The organism is Janthinobacterium svalbardense (assembly GCF_002327145.1).
Classification (GTDB): domain Bacteria; phylum Pseudomonadota; class Gammaproteobacteria; order Burkholderiales; family Burkholderiaceae_D; genus Janthinobacterium; species Janthinobacterium tructae.
In genome coordinates, this window is the sequence record NZ_CP023422.1 from 356228 (window position 1) to 373583 (window position 17356).

At 54.9% G+C, this 17356-nt stretch carries 10 protein-coding genes; 3 read left to right on the forward strand and 7 right to left on the reverse strand.

Annotated features, from left to right (window positions below; genetic code table 11):
• Positions 1 to 191 precede the first annotated feature (191 nt).
• The 5 genes from CNX70_RS01495 to CNX70_RS01515 all read right to left on the reverse strand — a co-directional run bounded on the left by CNX70_RS01495 (position 192) and on the right by CNX70_RS01515 (position 8925).
• Entirely contained in the window at positions 192 to 1481 is a 1290-nt protein-coding gene (locus CNX70_RS01495) for an McrC family protein (protein ID WP_096232899.1), read from the reverse strand.
• Complete coding sequence (locus CNX70_RS28670; protein WP_208624481.1) at positions 1474 to 3396, reverse strand: McrB family protein; 1923 nt, start codon at positions 3394 to 3396, stop codon at positions 1474 to 1476. The genes CNX70_RS01495 and CNX70_RS28670 overlap by 8 nt, the downstream gene beginning before the upstream one ends.
• Positions 3397 to 4279: 883 nt before the next feature.
• On the reverse strand, positions 4280 to 6928 hold the full coding sequence (locus CNX70_RS01505) for a DEAD/DEAH box helicase (protein ID WP_096232901.1): 2649 nt from the start codon (positions 6926 to 6928) through the stop codon (positions 4280 to 4282).
• An 8-nt stretch (positions 6929 to 6936) separates the two neighbouring features.
• On the reverse strand, positions 6937 to 8667 hold the full coding sequence (locus CNX70_RS01510; protein ID WP_096232903.1) for a site-specific DNA-methyltransferase: 1731 nt from the start codon (positions 8665 to 8667) through the stop codon (positions 6937 to 6939).
• A gap of 42 nt (positions 8668 to 8709) precedes the next feature.
• On the reverse strand, positions 8710 to 8925 hold the full coding sequence (locus CNX70_RS01515) for a DUF6471 domain-containing protein (protein ID WP_096232905.1): 216 nt from the start codon (positions 8923 to 8925) through the stop codon (positions 8710 to 8712).
• A 618-nt stretch (positions 8926 to 9543) separates the two neighbouring features.
• Here CNX70_RS01515 and CNX70_RS01520 point away from each other — a divergent pair.
• A complete protein-coding gene (locus CNX70_RS01520) occupies positions 9544 to 11424 on the forward strand; it encodes an ATP-dependent nuclease (RefSeq protein ID WP_096238227.1) in 1881 nt (626 codons plus the stop codon).
• Between the two features lie 428 nt (positions 11425 to 11852).
• Here CNX70_RS01520 and glmS read toward each other — a convergent pair whose 3' ends face one another.
• On the reverse strand, positions 11853 to 13682 hold the full coding sequence (gene glmS / locus CNX70_RS01525) for a glutamine--fructose-6-phosphate transaminase (isomerizing) (protein ID WP_096232907.1): 1830 nt from the start codon (positions 13680 to 13682) through the stop codon (positions 11853 to 11855).
• Positions 13683 to 13843: 161 nt separating this feature from the next.
• On the opposite strand from glmS, the gene CNX70_RS01530 reads away from it, so the two are divergent.
• Positions 13844 to 14317 (forward strand): Lrp/AsnC family transcriptional regulator, encoded by a 474-nt coding sequence (locus CNX70_RS01530; RefSeq protein ID WP_071080034.1) that lies wholly within the window; start codon positions 13844 to 13846, stop codon positions 14315 to 14317.
• Positions 14318 to 14967: 650 nt separating this feature from the next.
• On the opposite strand, the gene glmU is transcribed toward CNX70_RS01530, so the two are convergent.
• Positions 14968 to 16344, reverse strand: a complete 1377-nt coding sequence (gene glmU / locus CNX70_RS01535; RefSeq protein ID WP_096232909.1) for a bifunctional UDP-N-acetylglucosamine diphosphorylase/glucosamine-1-phosphate N-acetyltransferase GlmU — start codon at positions 16342 to 16344, stop codon at positions 14968 to 14970.
• 25 nt (positions 16345 to 16369) lie between these two features.
• On the opposite strand from glmU, the gene CNX70_RS01540 reads away from it, so the two are divergent.
• Positions 16370 to 17275, forward strand: coding sequence for a DUF6279 family lipoprotein (locus CNX70_RS01540; protein WP_244199000.1), 906 nt, complete (start codon positions 16370 to 16372; stop codon positions 17273 to 17275).
• Positions 17276 to 17356 lie beyond the last annotated feature (81 nt).

The window sequence follows — 17356 nt, forward strand, 5'->3', positions numbered from 1 at the left end:
TTCAGTGTGGAGGGAGGTCGGACATGGGTATTCGCAGCAAACACTAAAGTAAAGGCCCCCACCCAGCAACACGGAAGTCCGGAGTTGCATTGATGGCTGGCCAAACGAAGGGCCCACGTGCCAACTGGTTACCTCAATACAGACCTTGGGATCGAACCTGCGACTAAAAGGATCGATCTACCAGATGGCGCCTAGCGCAATGGTTCAAATTGATCGATCATGTCACACGTACCGCTGGCAAGGTCAAACGGGACGACATCGAGCACCAAGCCGCCCCCCAAGTCGAATGTCAGCGGTTTGGTGAATCCACGCCATTTCGGATAAATGAGTACCAGCCTGCCCTTTCCGCCCAAATACTTGTGTCCATATGCGAACAGCTGGTACATATCTGCCTGCTTGATACCGGCCTTGGGATCCTTGTCCCCGCTGCCATACGTGGTGTGCTCGTCAATCAGCTTCCACTTAGCGTCCGCGATACCAATGATTGCTTGAGCGCGGCACAGCATGATGTCTGGCTTGAGCAGAAATGCCCTTGGTTCGTGCGCCAAGTAGCGCGACTGCGCCTGCCCTTGTACTATGATGCGGTGGGGTGCGAGACACCTTCTCAGGGATAGTTCCACGTATTTTTCGAAAAGCTTTTCCATCGGGAACAGAAAGGAGATGCCAGCGTGATTATCTTTGAGCGAATGCGGGCACTCTTGGTTGAGAATCAACCTCAACCAGGGTAGCAATGGTTGATAGTGGACCATATCCCTGCCAGTACGCCAGTTGGCGAAATCCAGACGATAATCGGCAGAGAGCGGAACTAGTTCAAGCCCGTGGCCCAGCTCGCGTGCCAGCCGCTGGTTATGATCCGTCTTGCTGGTCCGGGCGACCTTAGCCAAGGCAGCCTGCAGCAGGCGGTTCTCGGCGCGGTTTTCCGAAAAGATGTCGTATTCGATCTGGAAGAGGTGCTGACGTCCCGGCGGCGCCTGCATTTGCTGAGCGACGCGCAGGCGACCCCGCAGGAAACGCTCTTCGGCTTCGATCCGTTCGTAATCTCGGCGAATGCCGCGGCGCACGACGGTGGCGACGTGCTCCAGGAAAATCGCGACAAGAGCTTCGACCAATGGCCCCTGGCGTAGCTTCAGTTGCGCATCCGTCGTCTCAAGGAAAGGCAGGTCGTTAACTGCGCCGAGCATCTTCCACAGCAAAGCGCGGGTTCCCTCGACGTCCGGCCGCTCGTCCGATGTCTTGGGGAGTATTTCCAGCTGGGTGCCGTCGGGCGAACTGATCACGCCAACAAAATTCTTCACCCGCAGAGCCTTCCTGCCTTCGAAGCGCGCAACATCCATGAAGCGATCTTCGTTGGCGTCCGAAAACGCTAAGCTTTCGAAGAAGTTCCATGCTTCCGCACTGGCGACCCCGCACACATCCGTCGAATTGGCGTTGCGCGCCCCCTGCACCAACAATCCGAATTCACGCAGACACAGCTCAGCCATCGCTATCCACGACCTGGTTATCAACCGGTACTTCGGAGGAGGCGTAGATGCGCTGGTAGGTCTCCGGCAGAATCAGCCTGTCCTCAATGCGTCGCCAGGTAGTCGCCTTTTGCGCAAACCCGAGTTTACCAGGCTGCTGGATTTTGTAGATGCCAGAATTGCCGAGGACTTGATCGATCTTTTCCCAGTCTTCATAGAAATACTCCTCGAGCAGCGGCAGGACATTGTTCCGGAATATGCGAGCCAAGTCCTCAATCCTAGCGTCGCGGGTGAGGCCAATGAAAAAGGAATGTCCAATCGTGTGCTCGCGGTCGTAGAGGTGTTCGATACGCAGGTTGATTACTCCGAGCATGCGCGCAATATCAATGCCGACAACAGTTTTTTGCGCCAATTTTTCCAGATCCGGCATCATCTCGATGAAATCGAAGCGGCGGCGCAGCGCCGTGTCCACCACAGCGAGTGAGCGGTCTGCCGTGTTCATCGTCCCGATCACGTAAAGATTGTCGGGCACGCTAAACCGCTCGTTCGAATATGGCAACAGCACCTCGCCTGTTTCCGGCCCGCCAGCCCGTTTGCTGGCCTCGATCAACGTGATCAACTCGCCGAATATGCGAGACATATTGCCGCGGTTGATTTCATCGATGATCAGGACATACGGTTTATCGTTCGGCGCAAGGACATCGGCGGCCAGTACCCTGCGTTTGATCTGGTCGTATTCCAGCGGTTCATCGATAAGTAGGATCTCGTCGCGTGCACCTTCAAGTTCCGCTTTCACTCCTTCCTTGAATTCCAGCAGACGTTTCAGCACGGCCCAGTACACGGTTGAATTGCTGCCACCGATGACGCTCTTAATAGCATCGACCGCACTTTTCTTTTTGAGTGCCGCCAGGTTCGGATAAACTTCATATAGGGCCTTCAGGCGAGCGCGACTGACGGCGTGCCGCAAAGTTTTCTCCGAGTGCGTTACGTGGAAGGTGCCTCTATCGTTCACGCCCACGATGGCGAGTTGACTGCCCGTGGAGCTTGTCACGCGATACGGCAGCGAAGCCTCCACCTCCGTTATGAATGCATCATGCACGTCATCGAAAACCAGTTCCGGACCTAACGCCGGGCGGGCAGGCTTTTGGTACATGGCTGCGATGGCCATGCGCTTGAAAATGCCGTCCCGGACTTTGTAGCTCAGCTGGCCACCGGCCGATTCTGCGCGAATGCCTTCGATAAAATCTTCATAGCTGAAACTTTGGTGAAAGGTGACAAAAGCGATACGCCCTTCCCGACGCAACGCGTCGAAGCGGAGCTTCTGTGAAGCAAAGTCGCCGGTCGGCTCCAACGTGCCTTCGATGATGCTCAATGCCTCGCGAGTCGTCCGGTAAGTTTTGCCAGTACCTGGGGGGCCGTACAGGATACGATTGAGGGCTTGCGGTGGAACCGCAACCGAGCTCTGCCTAGTCATAGGGCCCTCACTTCCCGGCGCCTGTTCTTCACCCGCATCATCAGCTCCCGCATAGGCAATAGGGCTTTTGCCGCTCCCTTCCAATCGCTTGCGCCCCTCGTCGCTAAATTCGAGTCCGTCCAGCCACGCGCTTACATCGGCATGGTTTGGCACGCTGTCACAATTAATTCCCTGGTACTCTCCAGACGCCGATGCATGCTCATTTAAGAGCAAAGATGCTTGCCCTGTACGTGAGGGCTTCTGTTGAATATAAAACACAGGCCAACCATTCTTGTGTCCGAGTGTTTTGTTACCAATCCGGATATCGATATAGTTGAGGACTTCACCGCCTGTGGTCCAATGATCAGCTTTAGGGAAGCGCCGTTTCAACTCATCAATGATTCCATCAGCCCAATTTCGATTACTCTCATTGAAACGAGAAAAAAGCACGTTTGCGTTCTTGTTGAAATAATTATCAGGCATTAGGCACCAGTGTATAAAACGTTAACATACGCCGCTAACGTCGATCAGACGCAAGAGATTTACTCAAATGAGTTTGTCATTAGCTTTGAGCGCAGACGGCGGCATACAGGCCAGGCCCACACGCGATCCCAAGTCAACGCATAACTTTCTCAGGTAGATGCGTAAAGCACGCTCGCATGCCGGAGCGTCGGCAGCTGCCTGCCATTTGAAGTATATCCCTTACCAGCGGTGTGGTGCCATCATCGTTCAAACGGCCTTCCAGTGCAAGAAGGCGCTGAGTTGCTTCCGATTACCCATATCTTCGGATGCGAGATTGAAGCCCAGCTTCATATCCGCAAGGCGACGCATGCCTCGCCACATGACGATGTTTCCTGGTGGGAAGTCGTTGGAGCGTGCGAGGTAGCCCCCAAGTTGCGCAATTTTTTCGAGATAGCGCGAAAGGGGAAGCTGCTCGCGGGATCTCTTGCTGTCTTTTATTTGTGCTACTTACCCGCCGATACCCCAAAAATAAATGGTAGCAGCTCGCAAAACTAAATAGGGTTTCGCCAGCGGAAGCCAAGAGAGCAGCGCTTTCCCTTCAAACAGATCAGGGGAGTCGTTCATATCTGCATTTATGCCTGTGCGCGCACGACAATGCTAATGAGAGCTCGTGTTAGCGCCGATGTCAGATTAATCCAAAGCGCCGATTGTTTCAGACCCAGCTCTTCCTGACGAGAACAGTACTGGGCCTACGTTTGCGCGTCTCGGTCTGAGTCAACGAATTTCGGATGCATAGATCAATCCAATGTCGGCGCCAACCTCGTTGCCCCTTGGGCAGGTCACTTTGAAGAAGCCATTAACGAAGCTCTGAAGAATGACCTGTGGACAGTCGCGATACTTTAAATTAAAGCTGTCCGAGTTTTTTTAGCGCGTCTGATAATCGTTCTGCTCCGTCAACGGGGTTATTGTCGAAGACCATCATGTACTTGAAAGAGCCACCGGACTTGGATTCCCACAGTTTGCCGAGCCGCAGTTTGAGTTCCGAGTCAGTATTGTCCCGATCATCGCCCTTGGTTTCCAATACAACAATTTTTCCAGATTTCGTCTTTAGGATGAAATCTGGATAGTGGTTCAAGAATCCGTTTATGCGGAAACCTTTGCCTCTGGAGAGGTTTCGGTGCCACCACTGGATGCTGTCCAGGTTCGCGATATCATTGATCACCCGTCCTTCGAAACCGCCCATAGCCGCTTCCGTGCCGTAAAGACTCTTAGGTAAGGCCGGTGCATTAGAAGATGGGGTGATGATGCTAGGGAAACCGAACTGCGGCTGAACCACGATCTTGTCGATGTCGAGCAGATCGTTGAATTGCTTGGTCGCATGAACATTTGCGAGCATAGTGATTTTTTGCTTGATCTTGCGAACATAGGCTACATCGCGTTCCAGGCAATCACGGATCTGTTCGGGCGACATGGTTTCCACGATCCGCTCAACATATTTATTCACCTCAGGATCAGTGATCGGGTACAGGTTGCCGATAAGGTGGGCAAGCCGCGCCGTTACATTCCTGACCTGGCTTTCGCGTGAGCCTGTCAATATTATGCTGTTGAAGCGAGCACGCCCAGCAGCATCAATTTTGAACGGCTTCGGGGCATAGTTATGATCCCCGAGCTGTTCAAGATCGACCCGATACATTTCGGCAGCCACATCCTCGAAGCTGATATTTCCATCGGCCTGCGAAAGCTTGAAATCCTTGAGGAGTTCGTCGCGCTCGAAGAGTTGAAGAGCATTGTCGTCGTCGAACCACCCGCCAGTCTGCACCCGTATGAAGAACTGGGGCAATTTCAGGGCGAGGGCATCATCACGGAATATCTCTTTTAACTTGTGCTTGTTCATCTTGTCCTCAAGCTCTACCGGTACAACCGAATCTGCCGCTGCTTCGGCTTTTTCCTCAAATTCCTTGTTTTGCACGACCGCTTGTGCTTTCACTGCCTCCACGAAAGCCACGCTCTCAGTAATGGGCGCGGATGCGTCGAGTGCAGCGGCAGTAGCCGCTGCCGACCATTCGTGCGACACGGCGCTCATATCAAGCTCATTTTCTGTAACTGTTGGTCCAATTAGCGTCCCGGCCAGGTCGAACATGGCTTGCCCATTAAATGGCTTAGTCTCCTCGGCAGGAGCGGCGGTATCAAAAGTACGATAGTCGTTGTCCGAAAAGCCAGCCCGGTTTAGGGCGCGAACCACGCTCTGGATCGTATCCATAAATCGGCTGCTCGCGGTAAAGACGTAGGATAGATTCAATAGGTCGTGGCCGTGCTGCTGGACATGGGGCATACGGAGTACGCGGCCGAGGATCTGCTCGACATCGACCGCAGACGACTTGTCCGCAAGGGATGCCAGGACGTATGCAAATGGGCAGTCCCATCCTTCTTTCAAAGCGTTGACGGTGATGATGTAGCGCACCGGGCAATACCGACTCATCAGGTCGATGCCTTTCAGCTCGTTGAGATCAGCCGTTTTAATTTTTATCTGTTCGGCGGGAATTTTCAGCTCAACTAGCTTCTCTTTGATTTTTTCGTAGGTGGTGTTGTCGTCGCCAATCCTGGGCTGGGCCTGGAAAAGTACGATAGGGCGGATGTAGCGCCCGCCCTTTTTTTCCTCCGAAATCGCTATCTCTTCAAGCTGACGGCGAAGAATCAAAGCGCTTTCGATCACCTCGCTCCGACTAGTTTGATTAGCAACGATGACGGGTAGCTTTACCATGTGGTAGCGTTTGAGCGCCATCGCGTCCACATAGCTGATGATGTTGCTATTTTTCTTGGGCGTGGCCGTTAGGTCAAGAATGAAGTGAGGATTCAGATTAACCAGCATTTCAACCGACAAGGTCGTTTCCGCGTTGTGGCTCTCGTCCACCACAACCAAGGGCTTGAGGCGGCGGATTACATTGATGAGGGCGGACGCATCGTAATCCGGAAGCAGCCAGTCAGCCTCCTGCTCTTCTGCTCCGGTAAGGAAGGAAGCGAGATATCCGTTGTCCTGGTATATTTTTCGGTCGTCCTTGTTGCGTGCTCTCAAGCTGTCAAAACTCATTACGACGACGGATAGCTGCTCCCGAACGGTGTCAGCAGAGAAACCCGCGCCCATGAGCAGATCTCTCTTTTCGTAGATCGCCACGCGACCCTTGAAAAGCTGATTTAGGCGACTGCGGTACGGGTGTTCCGGATCCGAAAGATTCTTGATGGTCTGCTCAAGAATCGTGAGCGAGGGAACGAGCCAAACGACCAACTGCGGGCGTTCTGGGCTATGCGCAGTGAAGGAGTCAAGAATCGTCTTGAGCGCGTTGACGGCAATGTAGGTCTTGCCCCCGGCAGTCGGCACTTTAGCGCAAACATGCGGCACGCCTGGCACAGTGTTTTTGTACTCGTCCATGCCGGTGACGCCTTTTTCGGCCCAAAAGGCCTTGTAGGCCTTGCCGAGGTGCGGCGTTTGCTCCAGCGTAGAAAGGTATGTGGCGAGATCGTCGATCACACTCTGTTGGTAGGGTTTCAGTTCCATGCAGTGCCTTAGAATCGCGTGATGTCGCGCGGTATTTTCTTGAAGATTATATTGTGCCTAGCCATGAATTCCTTGGAGAGCAGGCAGCGGTCAGCGTAGATAATAGCTGTTCCAGGTTTTGCGCTGCCGAATTTCAAGGTGCCGAGGAAGTCGAGATCGAGGCATGTCGCTTGATTCGGCTCGTAGTGGAAAAGCCATGCAGTATCGCTATTGAGGCCCAACAGATACGGCGAATACGGATTGTCTTGACTCACACGATATTGAAGCGGCACGCCTTCACTATAAGCTACATAACGACGGATCGCATCGACTCCTACCGACTCATTCAGCCTCTCCTGGTCCAGGAATATCGGTTCGCCGATGCTGTAAAAATCAAAGCCGCCGCCTAGAGCTGGGGCTGCGTTCTTTCCTTCGCCGTAGCCGGTGATCGCGCAGCGTACGCGTTCCGCTGTAAGCGTTTCAGCATAGTCGAGCGTTTCGATCAGGATGAACCGGCGAGTGCCTCCGTCCTCAGCATTCAACTTGAGCACCGCATGCGCCGTAGTTCCAGTGCCAGCAAAGGAGTCCAGGATTACTCCGTCTTTCGGAGCCCCCATCTGCAGGCATCTCTTGACGAGATCAATAGACTTCGGGAAATCGAACTTCTTACCCGGCAATATGGCCTTGAACATCCGTTTCCCGGCGTCGCTCGAAAACTCTCCTCCGAGCCAGAACGATTTGGGCTTTGAAGTCCTTTCGAACAACGCGTCTTCTTCGTCCTCGTCATCCTCATTTTCGATATCGTCGTCTCCTATGGAGATTGATGGATCGAGATAGACACGGTGTTCCAAGCCCCAACGCTTGGAGCGTTTTCCGTTCGGACGCTTCGCGTGCAACCATGCCAAATTGGCTTCAATCTTCTCCTTGCCCCAACGCCACCGGCCTTCGGTGCCGTCACTCAGAATAGGCAGTATTTCTACGTCTTCCTGCGAGCTTCGCTCCAGGAAAAATTTGTCCAGCGACTCATTCCAGAACAAGGGAAAGAACATATTTGGGCGGTCAACACGCTTGTCTGGGCCGCCTCTCTTACGGAGATCCCTCAATGCATATTTTTTTTCGTTTTGATCGACGTATTTAAAGGCTGCTCGCTGCGCATCAGACAACGGCAGTCCATATGAAACGAAGTCGCGATTCGCATAGATCAATATGTATTCGTGGCATGCGGCGACGTGCTTCTTGTCATTCCGGCCCTTCAAGTTAGTGATTGCGGCAATGTTCGCGACGAAACTGTTGGAACCGAATATTTCGTCGGCAATCAATCGCATGTGATGAAGCTCGTTGTCATCAATGCTGATGAAAATCACGCCGTCCTTCGCTAGTAGGCGATGCAGAAGCTTCAAGCGCGGATATACCATGCAAAGCCATTTGTCGTGGCGCGACAGATCCTCGCCCTCTTTGCCAACTACCTTCCCGAGCCATTTCTTTATTTTCGGATCGTTGACCGCGTCGTTGTACTCCCAGCTCTCATTCCCCGTATTGTACGGAGGGTCTATGTAGATGCAATCTACTTTGCCCTCGAACTCTGGCAGTAGGCTTTTCAGGGCTTCGAGATTGTCGCCGCGTATGATGCGGTTGTCCGCTGGACTATCCTGGCCTTCGCCCGGCGCGTCGAATCGATACTGCTTGTCCAATACCCGGAACGGTACGTCATGGTGATGATTGACAACTTTATTTTTTCCTACCCACGTCAATGTTGGCATTTCAGTTTTCCATCCTATCCGCTGTTCTTCTCGCCGGACTGTTCACAGCCGGACTTCAGTGATGCCGAGCGCCTTCATGCACTGCATGAAAAACACGAAGCTAAAGGCACCACGGTTGATTTTGTTTACCAAGCCCTTGTAGCCTTCGTCGATTCCGATTTCCTGCAAGCGGCTGATCAACTCTTCATAGCTGACCCCGGCGCGAGCCATTTCGGACTTGAGCAAATTGGTAGCTCGTTCGTTCCATTCTTCATGCATGGCTGGTCTCGAAGGTTCCTTGATTATGGGGAACATTCTACATTCGTATGGATAAATCCACAAATTTGATTAATGATGTTGCACTGGATGATACGAGGTGTAAGGCTGTTTCGCGCGGCGCCCGAAGAAGGAGAGGCAGGCCGACGAGACGGAAAAATATTCTCTATGGAGGAATATTTTTCATATACGAACGCAAAAAAAAACGTTTCGCACCGAAGCAGAAAACCCTGTTATGTACGTAACGCCAATTTCTCTCCCTCCGAGTACAGTGGTAGGCAGCCATGCAATTATTGGACACTCCGGTGAAGTTAATCAGCGTTTCTATTCAATGCATCCTCCAGTTGCCGGTAGTGAGCGAACAATGCTTCGAGCAGTACGAGCACATGCTCAAGGAGTTCTCTTCGGCTATTAGGCCCAAGCCAATTTGCGCTGCGGATTAGTTGGGAATCGTCACCACATCACCCCGCACACTACTTACTGAATCAGTCCAGCCGCAGTCTGATTATTCATCATATACATCAGATTTGCAGACGTGAGAATCCATGTATTTTTCAGATGAGCAAGATGCTATCCTTGGTGGCATCGTCTGGCAAAAGACACAAGGAGCTCGAACCTGAAATGAAAATTCAATCCGTTCGTATCAAGAACTTCCGCACGTTGAAAGACGTGATGATCCCCTTCGATTCTGTCACAACATTCATCGGGCCGAACGGAGCCGGCAAGTCAACTGTACTTCGTGCGCTCGATTGGTACTTTAACGGCAAGCTTGGTTCGTTGACTGAGAAAGACTGTTCGTTCGAGGCAATTGACGAAGATATTGAGGTTCAAGTCACATTCGCTGAGCTCACCGAAAAGGATCGGGCTGAACTTGGCAAGTACGCTCCAGCAGGGGTGACTACCTTCACTGCTTGGAAGCGTCGCGGCCCAGACGGGGCTGAAAGCCTATCTGCGAACTCAAAGAACTACGCGCCGTTCAACACTATCCGCGCTAAGACATCAGCGGCCGACAAAAAAGCCTCTTACAACGACCTGCGAAGCTCAAATTCATCGCTTGGTCTCCCAGTTTGGAGCAATGTCGAGGCTGCCAACCAAGCTATGACGACCTGGGAAGCCGATCACACCGACCAGCTTGTCGAAGCGCCAGAGTCCCTACAAACCAACTTCTTCGGTTTCAACAGCGGTGGCAAGATGAGTGGCCTTTTCGATTTCGTCCTGGTGACTGCCGACCTTCGGGCTAGCGAAGAGTCGATTGACGGGAAGTCGAGCATTATCGGTCGAATCCTTGAGCGTTCAGTCGATCGTGCGGCTGCCGATGAGGAGATCGCGAAGATCGTAGAGGAATCACGTGCTAAGCAACAAGAAGTCTACGACGAGAAGTTCAAGTTACAGCTTGAAGCAATGTCGGCGAAATTAAACGGAGTCGTCGCGTCCTACTCCCCTGGTCGGGCTATCACGGTTTCCCCTACAGAGGTGGAACTCAAGGCCCCTCGAACCACGTTCCAGATAGCCGTACGCGATGGCACAACCGAGACTGCCGTGGAGCGCCAAGGGCATGGCTTTCAGCGCACACTTCTGATCTCGGCGCTCCAGCTCTTGGCGCAGTCAGGTGCAGCATCGGCAGAGGGTATCATTTGCTTGGCGATCGAAGAGCCGGAACTCTATCAGCATCCGATCCAAGCCCATACGTTCGCGAAAGTGCTCCGGTCGCTCGCCGAAGACGCAGGTAAGCGCATCCAAGTGACTTACGCGACTCATAGTCCCTACTTCCTTGAGGCGCGACATTTCAACCAAGTCAGGCGGCTAACTAGGTCCTCGGACGAGACTCCTGTAGTCACTGTCCACAGCGCTACGCTCAATGACGTGAAGGCCAGGCTGAATGGAGTACTGAGCGCCGATACAGTTGAACGTCAGCTCGATGGCATCGTTGCGAATCAGCTTTCCGTGGCGCTTTTCGCGCATCGGGCTTTCCTCGTGGAAGGCACGACAGAGTCGTCAGTGTTCTACGGCATTGGTGATAAAACCTCTCTCGGCTCGCTTGAGGCCGCTGGCGTCTCCGTCGTCCCCGTAGGAGGAAAAACATCGATCCCACTCGCACATGCGATCCTGACGTCGATCGGTATCCCGGTCTATGCACTCTTCGATGCGGATGGCGGGTTTGAAGCCCGTGCGAAGGCAAATGGAAAGGCGCAGAACAAGATTGATGCCGAGAGAGTGGGCCATGTGGCAGCGAATCGAGTGTTATTGAAGTACTTCGACCTCGCTGAAGAGGATTTTCCATCTGCTTTCGTTGGCGACGAGATAGCGATCTTTGAGGATCATCTTGAGGCGTTCCTATCGGCGAACTGGATCGAATGGATCACTGCATGCAATAACGTCGAGGCTGCCGCAGGTATCAGTCTCGCGAAGAATCAACTCGCGTACCGGACAGCAACACTCAAGGCCGAGGGAGCGGTGCCAGAGATGCTTATGCAGATCCTGGTCAAAGTGAAAAGTAAATAGTCAGGCCTGCTGTGGTCAAGTAATTCCGGACACAACGATAGGTTGGTGTGCTGCTATTTTCCATTCATAGGCGGCGGACGACGGATTACCCAACGCTAAATTGAACAGCCAGAAAAAAGCCTCTATACATTGAAGTGTTGGCACCGACGTTAAATTAACCCAGGCACCGAGATTCGTTGACTCCAGTGAATTCGCACAAACGTAGGCTCAGTGCGGCTTTCCTTGGCGAAGCCTGGGTCAAGCGTAATCGGTGCTGTGGGTCTATATGGCGTCGGCGCCAACACCATGATCAGCGACGACCCACGCTAACGTGCTGGCGGTCTTGGCTCACCTACTCAATTTACGACTTTAATGACTCATTTACGACTTTAATGAACCATTTACGACTTTAATGAGCAGGAATAAGCCCGGGGCGGCCCCCGCCCTGCTTACTCCACCGTCACCGACTTCGCCAGATTGCGTGGCTTGTCGACATCCGTGCCGCGCGCCAGCGCCGTGTGATACGCCAGCAGTTGCAGCGCGACCACGTGCAGGATCGGCGACAAATCGCCGTAGTGCTCGGGCAGGCGGATGACGTGCAAGCCTTCGCCGGAGCTGATGCGCGAGTCGACGTCGGCGAAGACGTACAGCTGGCCGCCACGGGCGCGCACTTCCTGCATGTTCGATTTGAGCTTTTCGATCAGCGCGTCGTTCGGCGCGATGGTGACGACCGGCATTTCATTCGTCACCAGGGCCAGCGGGCCGTGTTTCAATTCACCGGCCGGATACGCTTCGGCGTGGATGTAGGAAATTTCCTTCAGTTTTAACGCGCCTTCCAGGGCGATCGGGTAGTGCATGCCACGGCCCAGGAAGAGGGCGTTTTCCTTGCGCGCGAATTCCTCGGACCAGGCGATGATTTGCGGTTCCAGCGCCAGCACGGACGCGATGGCGACGGGCAGGTGGCGCATGGCTTTCAGGTGCGCCGCTTCCTGTTCTTCCGTCAGGCGGCCATTGACTTGCGCCAGGCACAGGGTCAGCAGGAACAGGCCCGCCAGCTGCGTGGTAAACGCTTTGGTGGACGCCACGCCCACTTCCACGCCGGCGCGCGTGATGTAGGCCAAGGCGCATTCGCGCACCATGGCGCTGGTGGCCACGTTGCAGATGGTCAAGGTGTGCAACATGCCCAGGCTGCGCGCATGTTTCAGGGCGGCCAGGGTGTCGGCCGTCTCGCCGCTTTGCGAAATGGTGACCACCAGCGTGTTCGGGTGCGGCACGCTGTCGCGGTAGCGGTATTCGCTGGCCACTTCCACGCTGACGGGCACTTTCGCAATCGCTTCGATCCAATATTTCGCCGTCATGCCCGCATACGAGCTGGTGCCGCAGGCGAGGATCAGCACGCGGTCGATCTGCTTGAAGATGGCATAGGCCTTGTCGCCGAACAGTTCCGGCATGATGGCCGTCACGCCTTCGAGCGTGTCGCCGATGGCGCGCGGCTGTTCAAAGATTTCCTTCTGCATGTAGTGGCGATACGGACCCAGCTCGGCCGCGCCTGTGTGCGCATGCACGGTTTTCACTTCGCGCTCGACAGGCTTGCCATCGACGTCGACGATCCAGCAGCGCGACAATTGCAGGTCGACCACGTCGCCTTCTTCCAGGTAGATGATCTGGTCCGTCGTTCCGGCCAGCGCCATGGCGTCGGAAGCGACAAAGTTTTCACCATTGCCCAGGCCGACGATCAGGGGCGAGCCCTGGCGCGCGGCCACTACGCGGTGCGGCTCGTCGCGGCAGAAGACGGCAATCGCATACGCGCCATCGAGGCGTTTCACGGCCTGCTGCACGGTCTCGAACAGGTCGCCGTTGTACATGTGCTCGACCAGGTGGGCGATCACTTCCGTATCCGTCTGGCTCTGGAAGACGTAGCCGAGGGCCATCAGTTCGGCGCGCAGCTCATCGTGGTTTTCGATGATGCCGTTATGCACCAGCGCCACGCGGGCGTTCTCTTCCGTTGGGGAAAAATGCGGGTGGGCATTGAAGTTGACAGGGGCGCCATGCGTGGCCCAGCGCGTGTGGGCGATGCCCGTAAAACCGCTCAAGCCCTCTTCGGCGATCTGCTTTTCCAGCTCGGCCACGCGCGAGGTGGAGCGCGAACGCTGCAAACGGCCATCGGCGTGCAGGGCGATACCGCAGGAATCGTAGCCACGGTATTCCAGGCGCTTCAAGCCTTCGAGCAGGATGGGAGTGATATTACGTTGCGCTACCGCGCCGACGATGCCGCACATGGAAACCTCTGTCTAAAAATTCATCAATGCACGCATGCTAATGCAGAGCGTATGAAATATGCTTTCTAAATACGTGTATTTTTGACTGAATATTTCATGGCTATTTTGCGGTGAAATATTATTTCATTTAAACTGTATTTATTCTCTAATTCATCAAAATCATGAGCGAACACAACATTACTCTCGACGAGATTGATCGTCGCATCCTGAACGCCTTGCAAATTGATGCATCGCAAACCAACAGTGAACTGGCGCAAGCGGTGCACGTCTCGGCGCCCACCTGTTTGCGGCGCGTCAAACATTTACGGGAAAGCGGCGTCATCGAGCGGCAAGTGGCCATCGTCGCGCCGCAGCTGGTGGGCGCGCGCCTGACGGCCATCGTGGAAATCACGCTCGACGTACAGGCGGCGGAACGCATGGCGGAATTCGAGCAAGTCGTGGCGGACGAGCCCGCCGTGCTGCAATGCTACCGCGTCTCGCCCGGACCCGACTTCGTGCTGATGGTGCAGGTGGCCGACATGCCCGCGTATCACGCGCTGGCGCACCGCCTGTTTGCCGCGCATGCGAATGTGCGCAACGTGAAAAGCTACTTTTCCACGTTTCGCAGCAAATTCGAGACGCGTATCGCGGTGTGAAGCAGACAGGCAGAGAAGTTATCCCCTCTTATCCCCACCTTTTCTCCTGCTTACACACAAGTTTATCCACAGCATAAAAGTCACCGATTTTCACGCCCGCCACATCCGGCCTCACATGAAGCCTCGCAACAAATGTACATCGGTTTGCATGTAAAACTTATACCGCCTTATCCAGCGCTTGCCCACGTCTTAATCACAGGCTTTTGCACAGCTTTATCAACAAGCAGGCTCGAAAAATACTCATTAAATAGACTTTAGATACAATGACTTATAAGTTATTCATGGCTTATCCGCCAATCATGCACAAGTTTATCCACAATCCAGACAGGCAAAAATCCGAAGCGCTTTTGGCTTCTGTACAGACTGGCCTGCACGCTGGAGCAGCAAGCTGAACCGGATAACTTATCCCGTCTTTTCCACAGGTTTTTTACTGTTTATACGCAGCTTATACCGGGCTTATCCATCACTTGTCCGCATGCTTGTTCACATGCTTATCCACACTCGCCAATGCACACAAAATACCGGATACGAAGAATGACGTAACTTATCCCCGGTTACCAGCCAACGCTCCACAGGATTATCCACAGGCGTAAAAAAACGCCGCCAGCCCGGACCGGCTGACGGCGTCATGTGTAACGAAGGCGTTGCGCTTATTTCTTGATTTTCACGGGGCGCGTCCAGCCGTCGATGGTCACTTGCCGCGCGCGCGAGACCGTCAGCTTGCCGGCCGGCGCATCTTTCGACAAGGTCGTGCCGGCGCCCAGGGTGGCGCCCTTGCCGACGGTGACGGGCGCGATCAGTTGGCTGTCGCTGCCGATAAAAGCGTCGTCTTCAATCACCGTGCGGAACTTGTTCACGCCATCGTAGTTGCAGGTAATCGTGCCGGCGCCGATGTTGACCTTCGAGCCGATGGTGGCGTCGCCGATGTAGGCCAGGTGGTTGGCCTTGCTGTGCGCGGCGATCTGGCTGTTTTTCACTTCGACGAAGTTACCGATATGCACGTCTTCCGCCAACACCGTGCCCGGGCGCAGGCGCGCGTAGGGGCCGATGATGGAGGCGGCGCCAACGACGGCGTCCTCGATATGGCAGAACGGCTTGATGTGCGCGCCAGCGGCCAGCGTGGCATTGATGATGACGTTGTTGGCGCCCACGCGCACGCCGTCGCCCAGTTCGACTCTGCCTTCGAACACGCAGCCGACGTCGATGGTGACATCGCGGCCGCAAATGAGTTCGCCGCGCACGTCGATGCGGGCCGGGTCCAGCAGGGTCACGCCCCGTTCCAGCAGCGCTTGCGCGATATTGTTCTGGTGGATGCGTTCCAGCTGCGCCAATTGCACCTTGCTATTGACGCCCGCCACTTCCCACACGGCAGCCGGGTGGGCCGAGGTGACGGCCACGCCATCGGCGACGGCTTGCGCGACGATATCGGTCAGATAGTATTCCCCCTGCGCATTGTCATTCGACAAGGCCGACAACCATTGTTTGAGCTGCACGGTGGGCGCGACCATGATGCCGCTGTTGATTTCGCGGATGGCACGCTCTTCTGGCGTGGCATCCTTTTCCTCGACGATGCGCACGATGGCGCCGTTGTCGCGCACGATGCGGCCCAGGCCAAACGGATCGTCCTGTTCCACGGTCAAGATGGCCAGTTTATCGTTGCCGGCCGCCTGCACCAGTTGCTGCAGAGAAGCGGCGCTGGTCAGCGGCACGTCGCCGTACAGGATCAGGGTCGGCACGCTGTCATCGAGCAAGGACACGGCTTGCTGCACCGCATGGCCGGTGCCCAGCTGCTGCGTTTGCTCGGCGGCGTCGATCGTCAGGGCATGGCTGGTCTTGTAGCCGTCGAGCAACTTCAGCACGGCGGCGCCCCCATGCCCGTAAATCACGCATAATCGGGACGGCGCCAGGCCGCGCGCCGTGTCGATGACGTGCGACAACAGCGGCTTGCCCGCCAACGGGTGCAATACCTTGGGCAGTGCCGACTGCATGCGTTTGCCCATACCGGCAGCGAGAATGACAACGTTCATAGACCGTCTTTTATAAGTTAAGAATATGAAAAAGTTTAACACGCAGGCCTCGTCTTCCATGCCCTTTGGGCGTTTTACTTATGCCGTGCTGGCCCTCCTGCTCGTCGTCATGGCCGGCTGCAGCGGCTTGCGCCTGGCCTACAACAATGGCGATACCGTGCTGTACTGGTGGCTGAACGCGTATGTCGACCTGGACCGCGACCAGAAGGGCTGGGTGCGCGATGACATTGACAAGCTGTTCGACTGGCACCGCAAGACGCAATTGAAGGATTACGTGGACATCCTGCGCACGGGCCAGAAACAGTTGCAAGGCAATATCACGCAGGCGGACCTGATGGCCGACTACGGCGAGGTCAAGCAGCGCACCCAGGCGCTGCTGCTGAAGGCGGCGCCCGAACTGGCCGACCTGGCGCGCTCGCTCAAGCCCGAGCAAATCGCGCAGATGGAAAAGAAGTTCAAGTCGAACAATGACGATTACCGCAAGAAATATCTAAGCGGCGACCAGGAGAATCGCCAGAAACTGCGCTACAAGAAAGCCATGGAGCAATTCGAACTGTGGTTCGGCAGCTTCAGCAGCGAGCAGGAAGCGATCATCCGCAAGGCGTCCGACGCGCGTCCGCTGAACAATGAGATCTGGCTCGACGAACGCATGCGGCGCCAGCAGAACGTATTGAACCTGGTCAAGAAAGTCCACCAGGAAAGACTCGGCAAGGAAGCGGCCGCGACCTTGATCACGACGTTGATCAAGGACAGTTTCGAGCGCCTGGAACATTCCGAACGCAAGGCCTTCTTCGATGCCTACGAAAGCAGCACGGCGCAGATGGTCTTGACGGTGATCAAGATTGCCACGCCAGCGCAAAAAGCCCACGCCGTCAAGCGCATGCAGGGCTGGATCGACGACTTCAATTCCCTGGCCACACAAGCCAAATAGACAGGCAGCGCCAGCAGGGGAGGTGGGGCCATATGCTATAGTGGCCGCCACCAAATTGAAGAAATGGAACGCCTAACAAAA